We start from the raw sequence: 18101 nt of genomic DNA on the forward strand, positions 1-18101 counted from the left end.
TATCTTGCGGGTATGAAGCTGATCTTACTCCTGCTTACGGTTTGCACGTTTTCCCTCCACGCCCAGTTTAATCGCGGCAGCATCGATCTGGGAAGGGATTCCATGCACTACCTGGTTTACTATCCGGCGGGCTACGATACCTCCACCCAGGATTATCCACTCGTGCTTTTCCTGCACGGGGGAGGGGAGGGCGGCCGCGATCTGGAGAAGGTCAAACGTCACGGTCCGCCGAAACGGATTGCCGCCGGAACGGAATTTCCCTTCATCCTGCTGGCTCCCCAGAATCGATTCGAGCGTGGATTCTGGGATAACGTCGGATTGGGCTACCTACTCGACGACTTCATGGCCGCGAACCGGGTGGACACCAACCGGGTCTACCTCACCGGACTGAGCCGGGGCGGCTTCGCCGCCTGGACGCTGGCCATGCACACACCGCAGCGGTTTGCCGCCCTGGTTCCCGTCTGCGGAGCGGTGGCGCATTCCTACGATACGTGGATTCCGGATGATCTGCCGATCTGGGTGCACCACGGTACGGAGGACGAATTGATTCACCCGAGTGAATCCGTGGATATGATCGAGAATTTGCAGCGCAAGCAGATGACTCCGAAACCTAAGCTGACGCTGTACGAGGGGGTGGGGCATAATGCCTGGGATCCGGCCTACGACGACCCCGAGCTTTACGCGTGGATGCTGGCCCAACGGCGACAGTGACTTCGTTGCTCCCGCGCGCCGCCGCTCCTTATTCCGCGCCGATTTTCTTTTCCACGAAGGCCCGCACGACGGCCAGTCCCATGTTGAAGTCGGTATTATTGTTGACGATGATGTCGGCCCGCTCCATATGGGGCTGCACGTACTTTTCGTAGGCGGGCAGGACGTGGTGTTCGTAGCGGTAGAGGACATCGTCGAGCGGATAATTGCGTTCCACCCGGTCGCGTTTGATGCGGCGCACCACCTTAAGGTTGTCCTTGGCGTGAAGAAAGAGCTTCAGGTCGAGCAGCTTGCGGAGTTCCTTGTAGTGGAATACGAAGAGCCCCTCCACGATAATCACCGGTGCCGGTTCGAAGGTGAGCATGCGTGGGGTGGCCAGTTCATTATTAAAAACGTACTCCTCCCGTTGCACCGTTTGTCCGTCCAGCAGCCGCTTCAGGTCGCGGACGAACTGTTTACGGTAGATCGAGGCGGGGCGATCGAAGTTATGCACGCCGCTGTCGTCTTTTTCCTGTTTCTCGCGGGGCACGTAGTAGTCGTCCATGCTCAGCAGACACACTTTCTCCGCGGGGAGGCCCGCCCGAAGCTGCCGAATGAAGGTGGTCTTACCGGAGCCACTGCCGCCCGTGATGCCGATGAGGAAGGGTTTTGCCATACGGGGGGCGAAGGTAGGGAGGATATGTGGATGAGAGGAGGAGTGGATGGGGGGATGATTGGATATACCTACCTTGCGGCCTACCCAATCAAAGCCATGGATTTCCTATACGATCTTTTTCGAACCGCGCTGGGCATGAGCGCCATGTTGGCGGTTTGTTATGTATTCAGTGCCGACCGTCGTGCGATCGATTGGAAACTCGTAGGCATAGGGATATCCATGCAGTTCGTACTGGCGGTGCTGATCCTGAAGGTCAACGGCGTGAGCACCGTGTTTGATTACATCGCGGCGGGCTTCCGCAAGACGCTGGAATTCACCGCGGCGGGGTCCCAGTTCCTGTTTGGCAGCATCGTGAACGATTTAGACAGTTTTGGGTATATTTTTGCCTTTCAGGTACTGCCGACCATCGTATTCTTTTCGGCCCTGTCGGCTATTCTGTACTACCTGGGTATTCTGCAAAAGGTCGTTTTCGGCCTGGCCTGGTTGCTGAGTAAGGGGATGGGCCTGAGCGGGCCGGAGAGCTTGGCCGCGGCAGCTAACGTGTTCATCGGTCAGACGGAGGCCCCCCTGGTCGTGAAGCCTTACCTGGAGGGAATGACCCGCTCAGAATTGCTCTGCGTGATGGTCGGAGGTATGGCGACGATCGCGGGTAGCGTATTCGTTTCCTACATCGGATTCCTGGGAGGGGTGGACGAAGCCAGTCAGCAGTTCTTTGCGCGGCACCTGCTCACGGCGAGCATCATATCGGCTCCGGCGGCCATTGTATGCGCTAAAATGCTGCTTCCGGAGGATCGCGTCGAACTGGCCGTGGCGACCGGCGGGCCGGTGGAGAATCCCCACGCCGCGAAGCAACCGGAACGGGACCAGCGACTGGAGATGGCGGCTGACGACAGTAATAATCTACTGGACGCCATCAGCCGGGGAACCGGTGACGGATTGCGTCTGGCCATCAACGTAGGGGCTATGCTGCTGGTGTTCACCGCCCTGATCTATATGCTCAACGTCTTCTTCGTGGGGGGCACCGAGATGATTAACGACCTGGCTGTACGACTGGGGCTTACCGACTCCGACTGGAACGCAGCCATTGCCGCCGCCACCGACGGACGGTTCGAGGGCTTCAGTTTCACCTACCTGCTGGCACTGATCTTCGCGCCGGTGGCCTGGATCATCGGCGTACCGCTACAGGACATCACCGTGGTCGGTCAGTTGCTCGGACTGAAGACCGTCATCAATGAATTCGTGGCCTACGATACCTTCCGCACGGTACAGGCCGCGGGCGGAACCCTCAGTCCGAAAAGCGTACTGATCGCGGCCTACGCGCTGTGTGGGTTCGCCAACTTTGCCAGTATCGGTATTCAGGTGGGGGGTATCAGCGCCATCGCGCCGGGCCAACGCAAGAATCTTACCGAACTCGGACTCATCTCTCTTCTCGGCGGAACGGTTGCCTGCCTGATGACGGGTACGGTGGCGGGAATGTTCTACTGATCACGGGACGATCGTGCCGGCGTAGCACGACGGGCAAGGGTGCACCAACGAGGAAATACCGAATGCGTGTTGGTCCGAATAAACTAAGCCGGAGGAGTTGAGCAGCCACCGGCGGGCGGGGGATGACGATGTGGGTGACGGCACTTCGTTGTCGGGGAAAATATTGTCTGATATACGGAGCTAATAATCAATTTATTAGGTGGAATCGTGTTCAAACAATCCGGTAAATATCTTCACAATAAAGGATGGAGGGTGGTATATTCAACACTTTATGCGGAGTGAGACCTACCACGCTCCGGACCCCGGGCTCTGTATAGCCGGCGGTTGCTTCTCCCGTTTTTTACTCACTATTTCTAACCATAGCACCAACTATGAAACTTCAATCAATTTACCGAGCGGCGCTGCTGCTGCCCGTTCTCCTGTTGGGGATGGGCGTAAGCGCCCAGACAATCAGCGGCACGGTGATCGATGCGGACGGGGGTGAACCCCTCATCGGCGTGACGGTACAGGTCGAGGGCACCACGGCCGGGACCGTAACCGATCTGGACGGAAATTATACCGTTACGGCAAATGCGGACGATGTCCTCGTATTTTCCTACACCGGTATGGAAACGCTGCGGATACCCGTAGGCACCCAAACTACGGTCGACGTGGAGCTGGGGGCTTCAAGCATCGCACTGGAACAGGTGATCGTGACGGCTTACGGCGGTGCCTCCAAGCAGGGGTCCTTTACGGGATCGGCTACGCAGATCAACTCCGAAGCGTTGGAAGGCCGGGCGGTGACCAACATCACCTCCGCCATCGAGGGCGCTCCGGGTATTCAGTATTCGCCGGGAAGCGGCCAGCCGGGCGCCAGTTCGCCGGTGCGGGTGCGCGGTTTCGGTTCCGTGAACGCGTCTTCGGATCCCTTGTATGTCGTGGACGGCATCATCTTTTCCGGAAGCCTCAACAGCATCAACCCCAACGACATCGAGAGTTTGACCGTACTTAAGGACGCCTCCTCTACGGCTCTCTACGGCGCCAAGGCCGCCAACGGGGTCATCCTGATCACTACGAAGAGCGGTAAGTCCGGACAGTCGCGGTTCAACGTGAACGTGAGCCAGGGATTCAGCGGCCGGGCAATTCCGGAGTATGACCGGCTCAATCCCAGTCAGTACTACGAGATTCAGTGGGAGGGGCTGCGCAATAGTCTGGAATCCACGGGCGGTCTGTCGCGGGAAGAAGCCAACCAGCGGGCTTCCCGGGAGATCGTCGGTGAACTCGGGGTAAATCCCTTCAACGTAGCCGACAGCATGGTCGTCGGTACTAACGGACAGATCAACCCCAACGCCCAGTTACTGTACGGCGACGATCTGGACTGGCAGGATGCCCTTACTCGTCTCGGCAACCGCACGGAGGCGAACATCTCCTACCAGGGGGGGACCGAAACTACCTCGTACTTCACCTCGCTGGGGTACATCGACGATACCGGCTGGATCCTGGGTGCCGACTTCAGCCGCGTTTCGGGGCGGATGAACGTTGCCACCCAACCGCGAAAATGGATCAAAACGGGCCTTAACGCAAACCTGGCGACCTCGACCACCAATCAGGCGGCCGACGGGGGAAGCACCAGCTTCGTCAACCCCTTCTTCTCTACCCGGAATATCGCGCCTATCTACCCGCTCTACGAGCACGATCCGGTGACCGGAGAATACGTACTGGACGATACGGGTGAACGCATTTTCAACCTGGGCGACGACCGCGTGGGGAACACCAACGGGCGGAACGTCGTACAGGAAACCATCCTGAACATCGACGAGGAAAACCGGAACACCCTGGGTGCCCGGGCTTTCGTGGACTTTTACTTCCTGCAGGATTTTAAGTTCACCCTCAACGCCGGTCTCGACCGCCAGAGCTTCAACAACGAAATCTTCGGTAACCCCATCGTGGGCGACGCCGCTCCCGACGGCCGCGCCTTTCGCATCAACTCGGTTACCTCGTCCATCAGCTACAACCAACTGCTCAACTACAGCAAGGTCTTCGGGGCCCACAGCATCAGCCTGCTGGCCGGTCACGAGAGCTTTGAGTACGAGTTCAACTACCTCAGCGGTTTCCGGACCGGCCTCATCGCTACCGGCAATACCGAACTCATCAACTTCACCACGACATCGGATCTGGAATCGTTTACCCGCCGGTACACCACGGAAGGCTACCTGGCCCGGGCCGAGTACGATTTCGACAACAAGTACTTCATCTCGACCTCCTTCCGGGCGGACGGCTCCTCGCGCTTCGACGAAAGCGTGCGGTGGGGTAATTTCTATTCCGTCGGTGCCGCCTGGCGTCTCGATCAGGAATCGTTCGTGGAGAACGTCGCCTGGGTCGATCTGCTTAAACTGCGGGCATCGTACGGCGAAGTCGGCAACGACTCGAATCTCGACAACGGCGCCCTGAGTTTCTACGCCAGTCAGGCACTCTTCAACCTGGGCTTCAACAACGCCTCGGAACCCGGCATCCTGGTGGGATCGCTCGGCTCCCCGACCCTGGAGTGGGAAACCAACGCGCAGAGCGACGTAGCCATCGAATTCGGCCTGTTTGATTACCGCCTGTCGGGTACGGTCGAGTACTACAACCGGGTGACCGACAACCTACTCTTCGAGGTGCCGCTGCCCCTGTCTACCGGCAACGACGCCGTGAACGCCAACATCGGCTCCATGTACAACCGCGGTGTCGAGGTAAGCCTCTCGGCCAGCATCATCAATACACCGACGTTCAACTGGACGCTGGACGTGAACGGATCGACGATCCACAACGAGTTCACCGAACTGCCGCAGGAAGAGATCATCAACGGCAGCAAGAAACTCGTGGTCGGCGGATCGATCTACGACTATTGGCTGCGTGACTACCGCGGCGTGGACCCCGCCGACGGAGCGGCGCTCTACGCCCTGGACGCCGACGCGGAGCAGAGTGGCGACGACGTGCGCACGGTCGACGGAGAACTGGTAACGACCAATGTGAACAACGCGGCTTTCGCCTTCGTGGGCACGGCCATTCCTGACCTGTTCGGAAGTTTTACGAACAAGTTCCGGATCGGAAATTTACGCTTCGGTTTCCTGTTTACTTACCAGATCGGCGGACAGACGTACGACACTAATTACGCGAACCTGCTGGATAACAACAACTTCGGCTCCGCCCTCAGTACCGATATCCTCAATCGCTGGCAGCAGCCCGGTGACGTAACCAACGTGCCCCGGATGGATGCCTCCCAGGCTAACAACTTCAACGCCGGGTCGAGCCGCTTCCTGGTGGATTCCGACTACCTGGCCCTCCGGCAGGCCAATATTTCCTACGATCTGCCCGGAGACCTCCTCAACCGCATCGGCATGTCCTCCCTGCGGGTCTTTGCCAACGGAGAGAATCTGTTCCTCGACACCGCCCGCCGGGGCATGGACGTGAACCAGAACTTCAACGGCACCACCCAGAACCGTTTTACCCCCTCGCGCACCATCACCTTCGGAGTAAACGCTTCCTTCTAAATCAACCAACAACATGAACTATATCAAGCTATTTGCCCTCCCGCTGGTCCTGTTGCTGGCGTTGACGGCCTGCGATAAAGATTTCCTGGAGGAGACGCCCACGACGGGGGTGTCCGCCAGCTCGGCCACGGCCTCTACTGACAACCTTTTCCTCGTCATCAACGGTATTCACCGCCTGCTGTACGAGCGTCAGGGGTCGAACGGACGGGGTGGCTACTCCGCCATGCTGATTCAGAATGACGCCCTCGGGGAAGACCTCGTGATGAACGCCCGTGCTAACGGTTGGTGGATCAACATGGCCAGCTGGAACGACCACACCAACGCTACCGACTCCGATCTTCGCCACGGATGGCGGGTCATGTATAAGGTCGTCAATAACGCCAACATCGTGATCGCCGGTGCCGAAGAAGCCGTGGGGCCGGAAGCGCAGCGGGACGCCGCCCTCGGACAGGCGCTGGCTTACCGCGCGTTCGCCCACTTCTTCCTGGTACAGCGGCACGCCGAGCGTTACCGGGCGGGCGGTGGAAATACCCAGCCCGGCATCCCCGTCGTACTCACCCCCACCACCGAAGGCTTGCCCCGCAGCAGCGTTGAGGAAGTGTACGCACAGATCAACTCCGATCTTGATCAGGCTATCAGTCTGCTGGAAGGCTACAGCCGGCCGAATGCATCCCACATCAATCAGCAAGTAGCCCAGGGGCTGAAGGCCCGCGTGGCCCTGGTCCAGGGTAACTGGGAGACGGCGGCGGACTTCGCCGTGCAGGCCCGCGAAGGGTTTAGCCTGATGGACAACGAGGAGTACCGCAGCGGCTTCAACGACTACACCAATGATGAGTGGATGTGGGGAGGGTACTATAATGAGGAGCAGGGGTCGCTATTTACGAACTTCGGAGCCTGGATGTCGCGCAACTTCAGCTCCTCCAATATCCGGGGGAATCCGAAGTCGATCTTCAGTGTCCTCTACGACCAGATTCCGGAAACGGATGTTCGCTCGACGATCTTCAGCGTATCCGGTGAGCACGAGAACCTACCGGCCGGCTACGAGATCAGCTCCCGCCACTCGCGCTTCCCCTACACCAGCCAGAAATTCCTGGCCTTCGGTACCGGTGACAGCCGCGGCGACGTCCCCTACATGCGGATGGCCGAGATGTACCTGATCGAGGCGGAAGCCAAGGCCCGGCTCGGGGCCGGAGGAGCGGAAGCCCTGCTGCCGCTGGCCGTGAACCGCGATCCGGCGTACACCCTGTCGACGAACACCGGGCAGGCGCTCATCGACGAAATCCTGCTGCAGCGCCGGTGGGAATTGTGGGGCGAAGGGTTCCGCTTCTTCGATCTGAAGCGCCTGAACCTACCGCTGGACCGTACGGGGGGCAACCACGATGCTACCCTGCTGAACGGGCTGATGCAGGTACCCGCCGACGATCCCCGTTGGGTGTGGCTCATTCCCCAGGACGAGCTCGACGCCAACCCAAATATTTCGCAGAACTAGGTTGCCGATACCGGACCCTAGCGGAAGCCGGGCAGTTCATCGCGTATGGACTGCCCGGTTTTTTTGTGCATCTTCCGCCGACGAATACCGAAGGCCGCTCCTCAACCCTTATCCTATGCTTCCCGCCGTTACTAACCGACGATCCATTTTTCCCCAGTTTTTCACCCAGGCCTCGGTTCCCCAGGATGTCCTGGAGGAACTCATTCAGGCGGCTAATCTGGCCCCCAGTCACCGCAAAACGGAGCCGTGGCGGTTCCGGGTCTACCGGGGTAACGGAAAGGAGCGATTAAAAGACGAACTTCTCCAGGTTTACGGGCCGGACCGGGAAGACGCACCGACGATCACCCACAAATTCGGCACGAAGATCGATCAGTCGGCGGCCGTACTGCTGATCTTCCTTCACCGCGATCCCCGGAAAAGCGTACCGGAATGGGAGGAGATTGCCGCCGTGGCCGCGGCCGTGGAAAATTTATGGCTCAGTCTCGATTCGTACGGTTTGGGAGGTTACTGGAGTAGTCCGGGTTTCGTGTGCGGCGACTACGGGGAATGGCCCGGAAGCGCCGCGAACGAGCGTTGCCTGGGCATGTTCTACCTCGGTCGCCCGGACGCTCCCGACCTGCCCCGGCCGCGGGGAGACTGGCGGGAGAAGGTTACCTGGATCGATTAGCTTCCGGCAACGAACATCCCGCCCTCTCCACCCTTAACCCTCACGCCATGCGCCATCAGCTGTTTGACATCGACACCGCCTTACTTACTCAGCGTTGCGTCGTGCGGCGATTTCGGGAGAACGACGGCAGCGCGTTCTATCGCCTGCTGGACGGCAACCGCGACTACCTGCTCGATCACTTTCCCCACCTGATCGCCGAGGCCGGGCAATCCAAAATAGAAGCCGAGGTGTTCGTGCGGGAGTGTATCGCCGAATGGTTGCTGCAACGACGGTACGCGATGGGCATCTGGCTCAACGACTCCACGGAACTCGTCGGTTTCATCCAGGTGTTCAACCTGGACTGGAGCATACCTTCCGGGGAAATGGGGTACTTCATCGACCGTAGCCTGATCCGACAGGGCATCATGACGGAGGTGCTCGCCCGCGTGGTTCGGTTTTCCTTCTTACAACTCGAGCTCGACAAACTGATCATCAAGACCTTAATCGACAACTACGCCAGCCAGCGGCTAGCCCGGCGGGTCGGGTTCAGCCGGGAAGGTGACCTGCGCTCGGAATACCGGATGCCGAGTGGCGTTCTCGTGGATTTAATGCGGTTCGGTCTGGTTCGCGAGGCCTACGGAGAATAGGTCGCTAGAACGAAGCCGAGGCCCCGATCATGAAGTTGGTGCCGATGGTGGGATACTGGAAGAAACGCTCGCGTTTGTTGTTCAGTAGGTTGTTCACCCGCACCCAGGCGCCGAAAGTATCGTTGATCGTGTATTCCGCATTGAGGCTGAGGTCGAGCAGCGCATTGAGGTGGTCGGTACCCCCCTCCGCCGTCTGGTAGGGTAGTCCGTTCTCCACGAAGAAATCGGCGCGCAATTGTAACGGAAGGTTGGTCAGCGTGTAAATGCCGGCGGCATTGAGGCTTAGGCTGGGAAGGTGCCAGGGCTTCTCCTCGTCTTCCATGCTGTAAAAGCGTTGCGTGACCGTAGCGTTGAGGTCGAGATTTTCCACCAGGGGGAGGGTAGCGGTGCCCTGTAGGTAAATCTGGCTGCCGTCGTCGTAGATCACGTCGAATTTAGGGATGCCGGTGGCGTCCCGGCGGGTAGTAAACAGGGCCAGATTGTCGAGGTACTTGTATCCGGCTTCCGCCCGGTAAGCGATTCCCCGGAAGGTTCCCTCTACGCCTCCGAAGTAGCGGGTCGCTTCGGAGTTGCGCACCCGCAACCGGGTGTTGATCCAGGGATTATACTCCGCGAGGGAGCGCAGGGTATTTTTCTGTACGTTCCCTTCTATCCCGGCGAAGGCGTTGATGAGCCCGTCCACGAGAACCGCCGACGCCCGGAAATTGGGAAAAATGTCGAAATCATCCTCCTGACTCGTCAGGCGCACCCCGGCCTTCAGCTTGATGGCATCGTTGATCACGACCGTGTAGCTGGGACTGAGGCTGACGACGTTCAGGTTTTGGGAGCTTGTATCCTTAAAGGCGGTAAAGTCAGCGCTCAGTTCGACGTCGAGCGGATTGGTACCGTTGATCCACTTCGTCGCCGCGACATCGATATCGAATCCGGTTTCCCGCACCGAAGGACTGGCGTCCATGAGGTACAGGCTTAGCCCCGCCCGGTAGTCAAAATCTCCCTCCGTACGGGTGCCGTTGTAGATTTCCGTGTGCAGCGAGAAGGTGTTAAAGCGTTGACGGACCTCGTCGTCGGTGAAGGTGAGGTTGGAGTCACGTTCCAGTTCGGGGAAGTTGTAACCGTAGTAGTACCGACTGCGGGTATCGTAGCTCAGCCCACCCCGCACGGCGAATCCTTGCTCGAAGAGGTAATTGCCCTCGACTCCCAATTTAGTGTCGCTGGCTTTCTGGTTTTCTATCTTTTTGTCGTTGTTGAAGCTGTAGTGCTTTCCGTAAAAACCCAAATCGAGGTTTTCCTGTCCCGTAAGGTCGTAGCTGACGTCACCGTAGAAAGCATTCGGAACACCGACCCCGAGTTGAGCGTATCCGCGTTTAATGGGCGGTTGTTCCTCCCGCGTAATGGCCCGGGGGCGGATCGTCGGGGCCGGATACTCGATTTCCAGTGGGCGGGGCAGGATGGTGTACGTCTGCCGGCGGGTGCTGGTGTCGGGGGGTGGGGGCACCGGATTGACATTGACGCGCTCGGCATCGGTGAGTCGGGCCTCGAAATTGGTAACGACGGTAACGCTGTTGTCTTCCAGGTTACCCTGGCCGTATGCGGTGAGGGTGGCCAGCAGAGTGCAGCCAAGGATGAAGGGGCGAAGCATGTGCATTAGTTGTTGTTACCTCCGTTGTCGAGTTCGAGACGGTTGGGATTGTTAGGCTGAGTGTTCAGGCGGCTACCGGCGGCAATTTCCGCTTCCACGCGCGCAAGTTTCTGTCGTGCTTCGGCGACGATGGCCTGATCTTCGGAATAATTTTCCAGCAGTGCTTCCAGGGCCGCCCGGGAATTATACAGGTCTTTCTTGTCCCGCAGAACGTCGGAAAGCAAAATTACCGTTTTGGCCACCCAGTAAGGATAGCCGGAGCTTTCCCGATTGGCCTCCAGCGAAAGCTGTTGTGCCCGGTCGAGGCTTCCCTGTTGGTATACCGAACTGGCCCGCAGGTAGCGCGCCTCGGCCGTGCGCTCGTCATCGCTGTTCGCGATCACCTGGTCGAAGTAGGGGACCGCCCGTACGTAATCCTTGCGGTCGTAGGCGATCTTGCCGAGGTAGAAATTCGCAATGGTCCGTTGGGCGGCGGTGGCGTTGGAGTTGTTGGCCACCTTGGCGGCGTAGTCTTCCGTAGCCCGGGTGTCGTTGAGACGGTAGGCGGACTGCAGGGCTCCTACCTGGGCATCGAAGCGTACGGTTTCATTGTCCGCGGCTGCTTCCAGCAGGGTGTAGAGCCGGTAGGAACGCTGGAAGTCCTTAATGCTGTTGTAGGCGATCAGGCTGGCCTTCTTCAGCGCCGGCAGGTAGAACCGGCTCGGACCGGCATTGATCACGGCCTCGTAATCCGGCAGTGCCTCGTTGTACCGCCGCAGGGCAACGTAACTGTCTCCCCGGTAGAACACGCCCGGCAGGGTATTGGGACTCTGGGGGTACTGCCGCAGATACTCGGTCAGGGCATTTACCGCCCGCTCGTAATTGCCGTTTTCGTACTGGCTCACGGCCGCGCGGAAGCTGATGCTGTCGCGCGCGTCGGTGGCGATCTCCTGTCCGGGCAGCGTCTCGAAGAACTGAAAGAAGAGATCGGCGCGCCCCATGTCGTCGACGTAGATCTCGCGCAGCGCCTCCCGCGCACGGACCGTTTCCCCGGGAGAGGGATTGGAGGCGAACACCTGTTTGTAATAATTGATGGCGGCCTCGCTGTTCCCGAGGTTGTAGCTGATGAGCCCGAGTTGGAGCAGACTCTGATTGACCAACGGGGAGTTGACCTTGTACTGGCTGATGATCTTGCGCAACGGCTCCAGTGCCTGCTGGGGGCGGTTCAGCTCCTGGTAGGTCAGGGCCAGCTGGTAAAGGGCATCATCGGCGAACTGGCTGTTGGGGTAGTTCTGTACCAGCTGCTCCAGGGCGAGCACCTTATCGGCATTTCGTCCCCGCAGGCCTTCGATGAGCGCCTTCTGGTATAGTGCATAAACGAAACCGATGGTCCGCCGCTGAATGGCGTTGTCATAGAAGCGCGCGGCCAGGTCGTACTGGTTGCGCGTAAAGTAGGCATCGCCGGCCCGCAGCATGGCATCACCCAGCACCCGTTCCCGGACGTCGGTGTCGGTGATGTAGGGCAGGTTGCGCTCGATCCCCTCTACCGTTGCGGTGAAGTAGTTGAGGGCGGCCGCGTAGTTATCCTGTTTGAGGTAGTTATATCCCTGCAGGTAATTACCCGTATAGATCGAGGACTGGGGGGGCAGGCCGTCGGTCGATTTGGCCAAAGTCAGGAACTGATTGGTCAGATTGATCGAGCTTGCGTAATCACCCTGGCGGTTCGCTAAGTCCGCCAGCCAGTAGGTAGCCTGCGCCCGGTAGGAGGCGTTGACGGGTCGTTGCAGGCTTTTTTCCAGCAGGGCTTTCGACTGGACGAGCTCCCCCTGTCCGAGAAGTTCGAGACCGCGCAGGAAGGAGGCTCGCTGGTAGGCTTCGTCGAGTTGGGGTGACCGGTTGGGCATTCTTTCCAGTATCTCCAGGGCACGCTGGTAGTCCTGGGTGGTAGTGAATACATCACCCAGGAGTTGTTGTCCCTGCGCGTGAAACTTGGAGTCGACGGGAATTTGGTCGATCGCCGTCACGGCATCCGCGGGAAATCCCAGTTCGTAGCTAAGCTTGGCGTAGTTGAAGAGCGCTTCTTCCCTTAGCTCGGGATCGAAGGTCTGGCGGCCCGCCGCGGCGAAAGCCGTACGGGCACCTACGCCGTCGCCCTGCCGCAGGGCGATATCGCCGAGATAGAAATTTGCGCTCTGCCCCACGGCGGTATTCTGCCCCGATACTTCCCGAAAGGACGTTGCGGCCTGTTCGTAATCCTGGGTCTGGTACTGGGTAAAGGCGAGTTGAAAGAGTTCCTCCTCGCGCAACTTGCGATTGCCCTTAGCGTAACTTTCGAGTAGGGGACGGGCCAGCGCGTAGTCTCCGCGTTCGAAGTAGGCTTGCCCGAGCAGCTGTTCCATCTCGCGGCTGTTTTTCAGCCGGTTGCCGCCCGACTCGAGGCGGGGTGCGACGTAACTCACGAGCTCGTCGTAGCGCCGCTGCGCAAAGTAGATCTGCGCGAGATAGTAGGGGATATAGGGGGCGTACTCCGGAGCCTTTTCGGCAATGCGGAACTGTTCGGCGGCCACGTCGTAGTTGCCCTCGAAGAACTGAATGATGCCGAGGTAGTAATTGGTAGGATAGTAGAACTCACCGGGCGTGCTGCGACTGAACTGAAAGTACTTCTTAGCTTCCTCGAATTCCTTCTGTACGAAGTAGGCGTAGCCCAACCGAAAATTGACCTCGGACCGTTCGTCGGCACTCATCATATCCCGGGGTACCATCAGGTAGTACTCCACGGCTTTGTCCAGTTGATTCTGATCGAAGTAATATTTAGCGATCTCCAGCAGGGCCGTATTCGCGATGGGGTCGGGCTGGTACCGGCGTACGAAGTCGAGGATCAACTTCTCTCCATCGCTCTTGCCCAACCGGACGGCAAGTTTAGCGACGTTGAGTTCCGACTGGATGCGCAAGAGTTCCGCCTCGGGCTGGTGTACGGGCAGCAGCATGGTCGCAACTTCCTCGTACTCCCGCTGGGCCTTGTCGAGCAGGTTCTTTTGGCGGTGGTCCTCCGCTTGTTTGAAGGTTCTCCAGGCCTCGGTGTATACCGTGGTCGCCTGGGCTTCGAGTTCGGCGGCGAACAGGACGATGAGCAGGCTCGGTAGTAGAAAGCGTTTGAAGATCATAGTGACTGCGATAAGGGGCGGCAAGATAGGGTAAACGTTACAGCGGCAGATTTCTTTTGCGCCGGGACGGCATTACGCCCCCCAACTCACACCGTCGCCCGCGGTGTAGTGCGTATCCTGAATACGGGCGCCGGCGCTATCGGCCATGTATCCCTCCGACAGGGGGTAATCGGCGAGCGTGACTCCGCCCTCGTTAAACCAATCCTTACGCAAGTGCTCCCCCACGCGGATACCATTGGCGATGATGGTGAGGGTCGGATTAGTAGCTCCCTGGCTCGGTTGAAAGCTGGCATCTACGACGTAAAGATTATCGTGATCCCAGGCCTTGCAGTTCACGTCCAGTACGCTCTTTTTTGGGTCGGTGCCAAATTGGGCGGTGCCGGCCTGGTGCCAGGTGAACTCCAGACCCTTGGTGGAGCGGATAAAGTCGGTGAATCCCTGAGGCCGCAGATAGTGCTCCTGGAAGTGATCCAGAAATTCAAAATGACTTTCCCGGTTATTGGGGCGGTAGTTGAACTTGACGCCCTTACCCGTCCACTCGATCCGGTTGCGCGGGTCGGGGAGGTCTTCACTCGTAAACCAGAAATCGACGGCGAACCGCTGGACTTCGCGCGCCCGTTCCTCGGTAATATTCATAAATGCGTAGTCTCCCATAATCCGGGTCCAGTGCGCCTTTCCGGTAAGCTGAATGGTGCCGAGGGGGTAGGGCATGTCCGGTCCGCCGTGGTAAAAGTCGTGAACGCTGAGCGTTTTCTGAAAGGCCGTGTCGTTGGGCTTACGGTAGTCCATGGCCGAAATGCCACTCTGGTTATGCTTGGTGAAGTTGCGGCCGACCTGATCCGAGGAATTGGCCACGCCGGACCGTAGGAGCAGGGCGGCGGTTTGAATAGCACCGCAGGAAACGACCACCAGATCGGCACTCAGACTGATCGGCTCCCCATCACGGGTAAGGTCTATCCGCACGATCTTTCCGTTCTCCTCGATCAGGCGATCGACCCGGCTACCCGTCCACAGGCTAACGTTGTCGTGACGGAGAGCGGGACGGATGAGGGCCGTCTCGGCGTCCGACTTCGCGTGCAGCATGCAGGGAAAGGGATCGCAGGTATTGCAGGCGATGCAGGGCCGACGCCAGGGCTCGTCGATGTCGCGGTTGAGGGCTAAATTGGAATGGTGAGGATGCAGGCCCAGGGCCGTTAGGCTGTCCGCCACCTCCTGGATCCGCGCTTCGTGGGGAAAAGCCTTAAAGGGGAAAGGGCCACTCGACCAGCCCGCCGAGGGATCCTCACCGCGATTACCGTGCACCTTCATGACGTGTTCGGCCATCATGTAGTAGAGTTCGAACTCGTCGTACCCGACCGGCCACGCCGGACTAATGCCTCCCTTGTGTTGCTGCTCCGTAAAGTCTTCGGGCCGCTGACGGTGCAGAAGGGCACCGTACATTTTCGTGTTTCCTCCCACCCGGTAGTAGAGAATCGGGCGAATGTCCTCCCCCTCCGGGCCCTCCCAGTGTACGTCCGCCTTGTAACCGTCGGGACCGAACACGTACGCCGGGTCCCAGTTGCGCTTTTCGCGGGGAAGGAAGGAGCCCTGTTCGAGGATCAGTATTTTCTTTCCGGTATCGGCCAGGGTGTAGGCAATACTGCCACCCCCGGCGCCGGAGCCGATGATGATAACGTCGTAATCGTAAGGCATAAGTGAATTTTGGCGTACGGACCCGCGGTGAGTCACCTACCAAATCATTCCGCTGCTCTTTGGTTCACGCCCTCGCCGATCGTCCGCAACGCCAGTACCGTAAGTTCCTTCACGCGCCGGGCGCTGCGCATCTCCGCGTAGTCGGTTGGCGAACCGAACCAACGGGCAAAGACCGTACCGAAGAACAGACGAAAGTACGTGTAGCCACCTCCGTATTCCGCCGCGGCCCATAGCCCGACCGCGTCCTCGTACATACCGCACTCGAGCGGGGAGAGGCCCGCATCGCACAGGCGGGCTACCTGCCCCTTCCGCATGTTCGGACGGATGGACAAACTGAACGGGCTACCACTGAAACGCTTGAAGTAGTGCAGCCACTCCCGGTAGGGAATGTCGTCGATGGAAGCCTCCGTCGACGCGGTGGCCGCCGCCCGGTAACAGATGTAGAGCCCGGTAGCCGCCGCACTCGGTTCAATACTGCACCGGTTGGTGGTCGTGAAGGCGGCGCAGGGAAGCCTGCTCTCCGCGTAGTGTAGTTCCTTACTGATGTAGGCGGTCCACTCTCGTCGCGTCTCCGCGGCGTAATCTTCGCCGTAGTAGCGGTCGTACAGCATGAGCGCATAGATAGCCGCCGCGTTATCCGCCGGGCGCAGCAGGCTCTCCTCACCGTGGCTACCCAGGTGTTTGTAGTGCGCGCGCCGCATCCGGTCGCCCAGGTGGCGACCGATGCGTTGGAAGTAGGGGGCGTACGTTTCTTCGGAGGTAGCCAGCTGATAGTGTCCGAGGACCGCGCCGGCGTGGGCTAAAAAGAAGACCTCACGGTCCCAGTCGGCACGTGCGCCCCACTGCGGGAGATTGGCGTAACGAATACTCCAGTCCGCCATACGCCGCAGCAGAGAATCGATAGCGCCCCGCCGTTCGGGGGCATACTGCCTTCCGTAGTACAGCGCCTGGCTCGTGGTAGCGAACAGGAACAGTGTCTCTTCGGAGTCGCGCAGACCGCCGCCGGAGAAGAGGTCACGTCGACCCACTTCCCGTAGAAGCGTGTTCAAGTCGTGCCGTGCCTGGCGCTGGCTGACCTCTTCCGCGTATACCGCCAGGGTTGCTCCCGTCAGGAGCAGAGCAGTGAAGGCGGGAGCGAGGAAGAGTAACCGACGGCCCCGCCGGTACAACCACCATGCCGGAAGCACGAAAGCAAGACTAAACAGGAGCGGGGGAAAAATACCGGTAATGGGCATGCACAGAGACTACGGAGACGATTGATCAAAGGTAGTCGCTTTCCCCGATCCTCCCGTTTACGCCATTTCCCGGTAAGCGTACGTCGCCTTCTTCCTGGGGGCGGGGCGCTGACTCTTCGACGGCTGCGAACGCAGGGATTTGAAGAGAATGTTGCGGCATACCACCAACTGGAAGCAGGTCCAGAAAATGATTCCACCCAATTTGGCACCATCCTCCAGCAGGAAGACCATATCGATGCCGATCAGACGCTCGGGGCCCGGGGCAAGGTCCACTAACATGGACGTACCGAACAGTCCGAGGGCAACGAACAGTATGGGGAAGGGGGCGCGGAGTATTGCCGTCTGATTAAACAGTAAATAGCCGGCCATACTGAAGATATATACCGCAAAAACGATCCCCTGGGGTACGCCGAGGGTATCCGGTAGTACGGTTTCGTGCAGCATGAATACGTCATCGAGGGCTAATCCCATCGTTAATAAAAACGAGTATAGGATAAAACCACGCGAGTGGGCTCTGAGCCAGTCACCCATGACCAGTATCAACAGGAGTGCGCCGACGGGTACCGACCAGAAAAAGAATCCCAGTTGCGACAGCAGGCCGAAGTATACCGGGGCCTCCGTAAGCGCCAGGGGGTCGCGGAACAGATCACCGATGGGTACGTAGTACACCATGTTGACGGTCAACGCGATGGCGATAAAACAAGCGATGAGGATGGCGGGAATGAGCATGATCGCACCATAGCGACGCATGCCCTTAGAGCTGACCGAAGCCAACTCCCCGAGGGATGGGATGTACATAAGGGAGTGTGTGTAATGTTCAAAAACCCGGCTAAGCGTAAACCGGTAGTGTCGAAAGCTAAATCGTAACTAAAGGGGGCAAGGTGGTTACCCCTCTGCGTGTACAAACATATACACAATCAACCAAGAAGGGTTAATTTTATGCAATGTTTTTTTCGCTATATCACAAGGAAATACACATTTGCTTAACATTGAGCAAATATCGGTGGTAATCAGGAAAAAATCGGGGGTGTACCAAGTATATACGTGGTGCAACGTCGCCCGGTCAGAAATACCTGCCCGGAGGAAGTTGGGAGTGGTCTCGGATGGAACAGGGAAGTTTAAGTAAGAATCGCGCACATGATAAGCCCTAAGCGTTTAAAGGCCGTTTTGCTTAATTGTATACAAACAAATTGTGTTAAATGGTTGGGCGTATGCGCTGGAATGTTTGCTTTACTGTCAGTGAAAGTGTA

At 58.7% G+C, this 18101-nt stretch carries 12 protein-coding genes; 6 read left to right on the plus strand and 6 right to left on the minus strand.

The window, feature by feature from the left end; translation table 11 throughout:
• Window positions 1–12: 12 nt before the first annotated feature.
• Window positions 13–711: a dienelactone hydrolase family protein gene (locus NMA52_RS14340; RefSeq protein WP_254828383.1), complete on the plus strand. Its 699-nt coding sequence runs from the start codon at window positions 13–15 to the stop codon at window positions 709–711.
• Window positions 712–739: 28 nt separating this feature from the next.
• On the opposite strand, the gene NMA52_RS14345 is transcribed toward NMA52_RS14340, so the two are convergent.
• Window positions 740–1363: a uridine kinase gene (locus NMA52_RS14345; protein WP_254828384.1), complete on the minus strand. Its 624-nt coding sequence runs from the start codon at window positions 1361–1363 to the stop codon at window positions 740–742.
• Window positions 1364–1459: 96 nt separating this feature from the next.
• On the opposite strand from NMA52_RS14345, the gene NMA52_RS14350 reads away from it, so the two are divergent.
• The 5 genes from NMA52_RS14350 (at window position 1460) to NMA52_RS14370 (ending at window position 9142) form a co-directional block, all read left to right on the plus strand.
• A complete protein-coding gene (locus NMA52_RS14350; RefSeq protein ID WP_254828385.1) occupies window positions 1460–2848 on the plus strand; it encodes a NupC/NupG family nucleoside CNT transporter in 1389 nt (462 codons plus the stop codon).
• Between the two features lie 371 nt (window positions 2849–3219).
• The gene (locus tag NMA52_RS14355) at window positions 3220–6360 is read left to right on the plus strand and encodes a SusC/RagA family TonB-linked outer membrane protein (protein WP_254828386.1); all 3141 of its coding nucleotides are present in this window, start codon (window positions 3220–3222) and stop codon (window positions 6358–6360) included.
• Between the two features lie 13 nt (window positions 6361–6373).
• Window positions 6374–7849 carry a RagB/SusD family nutrient uptake outer membrane protein gene (locus NMA52_RS14360; protein ID WP_254828387.1) on the plus strand — a complete coding sequence of 492 codons (1476 nt, stop codon included), beginning with the start codon at window positions 6374–6376 and terminating at the stop codon, window positions 7847–7849.
• Between the two features lie 115 nt (window positions 7850–7964).
• Window positions 7965–8516, plus strand: coding sequence for a nitroreductase (locus tag NMA52_RS14365; RefSeq protein WP_254828388.1), 552 nt, complete (start codon window positions 7965–7967; stop codon window positions 8514–8516).
• Window positions 8517–8563: 47 nt separating this feature from the next.
• Window positions 8564–9142 (plus strand): GNAT family N-acetyltransferase, encoded by a 579-nt coding sequence (locus tag NMA52_RS14370; RefSeq protein ID WP_254828389.1) that lies wholly within the window; start codon window positions 8564–8566, stop codon window positions 9140–9142.
• 4 nt (window positions 9143–9146) lie between these two features.
• Here NMA52_RS14370 and NMA52_RS14375 read toward each other — a convergent pair whose 3' ends face one another.
• The 5 genes from NMA52_RS14375 to NMA52_RS14395 form a co-directional block, all read right to left on the minus strand.
• Window positions 9147–10787: a hypothetical protein gene (locus NMA52_RS14375; RefSeq protein WP_254828390.1), complete on the minus strand. Its 1641-nt coding sequence runs from the start codon at window positions 10785–10787 to the stop codon at window positions 9147–9149.
• On the minus strand, window positions 10787–13924 hold the full coding sequence (locus NMA52_RS14380; RefSeq protein ID WP_254828391.1) for a tetratricopeptide repeat protein: 3138 nt from the start codon (window positions 13922–13924) through the stop codon (window positions 10787–10789). The genes NMA52_RS14375 and NMA52_RS14380 overlap by 1 nt, the downstream gene beginning before the upstream one ends.
• A 72-nt stretch (window positions 13925–13996) precedes the next feature.
• Window positions 13997–15616, minus strand: a complete 1620-nt coding sequence (locus NMA52_RS14385) for a GMC oxidoreductase (protein ID WP_254828392.1) — start codon at window positions 15614–15616, stop codon at window positions 13997–13999.
• Between the two features lie 44 nt (window positions 15617–15660).
• Window positions 15661–16851 (minus strand): hypothetical protein, encoded by a 1191-nt coding sequence (locus tag NMA52_RS14390; RefSeq protein WP_254828393.1) that lies wholly within the window; start codon window positions 16849–16851, stop codon window positions 15661–15663.
• Window positions 16852–16908: 57 nt separating this feature from the next.
• Complete coding sequence (locus NMA52_RS14395; RefSeq protein ID WP_254828394.1) at window positions 16909–17649, minus strand: hypothetical protein; 741 nt, start codon at window positions 17647–17649, stop codon at window positions 16909–16911.
• Window positions 17650–18101 lie beyond the last annotated feature (452 nt).

This window comes from Lewinella sp. JB7, assembly GCF_024297185.1.
Lineage (GTDB): Bacteria > Bacteroidota > Bacteroidia > Chitinophagales > Saprospiraceae > Neolewinella.

Coding starts and splice junctions, on each gene's coding strand:
- NMA52_RS14340 (WP_254828383.1), top strand. CDS start 13: ATGAAGCTGATCTTACTCCTGCTTACGGTTTGCACGTTTTCCCTCCAC.
- NMA52_RS14345 (WP_254828384.1), bottom strand. CDS start 1,363: ATGGCAAAACCCTTCCTCATCGGCATCACGGGCGGCAGTGGCTCCGGT.
- NMA52_RS14350 (WP_254828385.1), top strand. CDS start 1,460: ATGGATTTCCTATACGATCTTTTTCGAACCGCGCTGGGCATGAGCGCC.
- NMA52_RS14355 (WP_254828386.1), top strand. CDS start 3,220: ATGAAACTTCAATCAATTTACCGAGCGGCGCTGCTGCTGCCCGTTCTC.
- NMA52_RS14360 (WP_254828387.1), top strand. CDS start 6,374: ATGAACTATATCAAGCTATTTGCCCTCCCGCTGGTCCTGTTGCTGGCG.
- NMA52_RS14365 (WP_254828388.1), top strand. CDS start 7,965: ATGCTTCCCGCCGTTACTAACCGACGATCCATTTTTCCCCAGTTTTTC.
- NMA52_RS14370 (WP_254828389.1), top strand. CDS start 8,564: ATGCGCCATCAGCTGTTTGACATCGACACCGCCTTACTTACTCAGCGT.
- NMA52_RS14375 (WP_254828390.1), bottom strand. CDS start 10,787: ATGCACATGCTTCGCCCCTTCATCCTTGGCTGCACTCTGCTGGCCACC.
- NMA52_RS14380 (WP_254828391.1), bottom strand. CDS start 13,924: ATGATCTTCAAACGCTTTCTACTACCGAGCCTGCTCATCGTCCTGTTC.
- NMA52_RS14385 (WP_254828392.1), bottom strand. CDS start 15,616: ATGCCTTACGATTACGACGTTATCATCATCGGCTCCGGCGCCGGGGGT.
- NMA52_RS14390 (WP_254828393.1), bottom strand. CDS start 16,851: ATGCCCATTACCGGTATTTTTCCCCCGCTCCTGTTTAGTCTTGCTTTC.
- NMA52_RS14395 (WP_254828394.1), bottom strand. CDS start 17,649: ATGTACATCCCATCCCTCGGGGAGTTGGCTTCGGTCAGCTCTAAGGGC.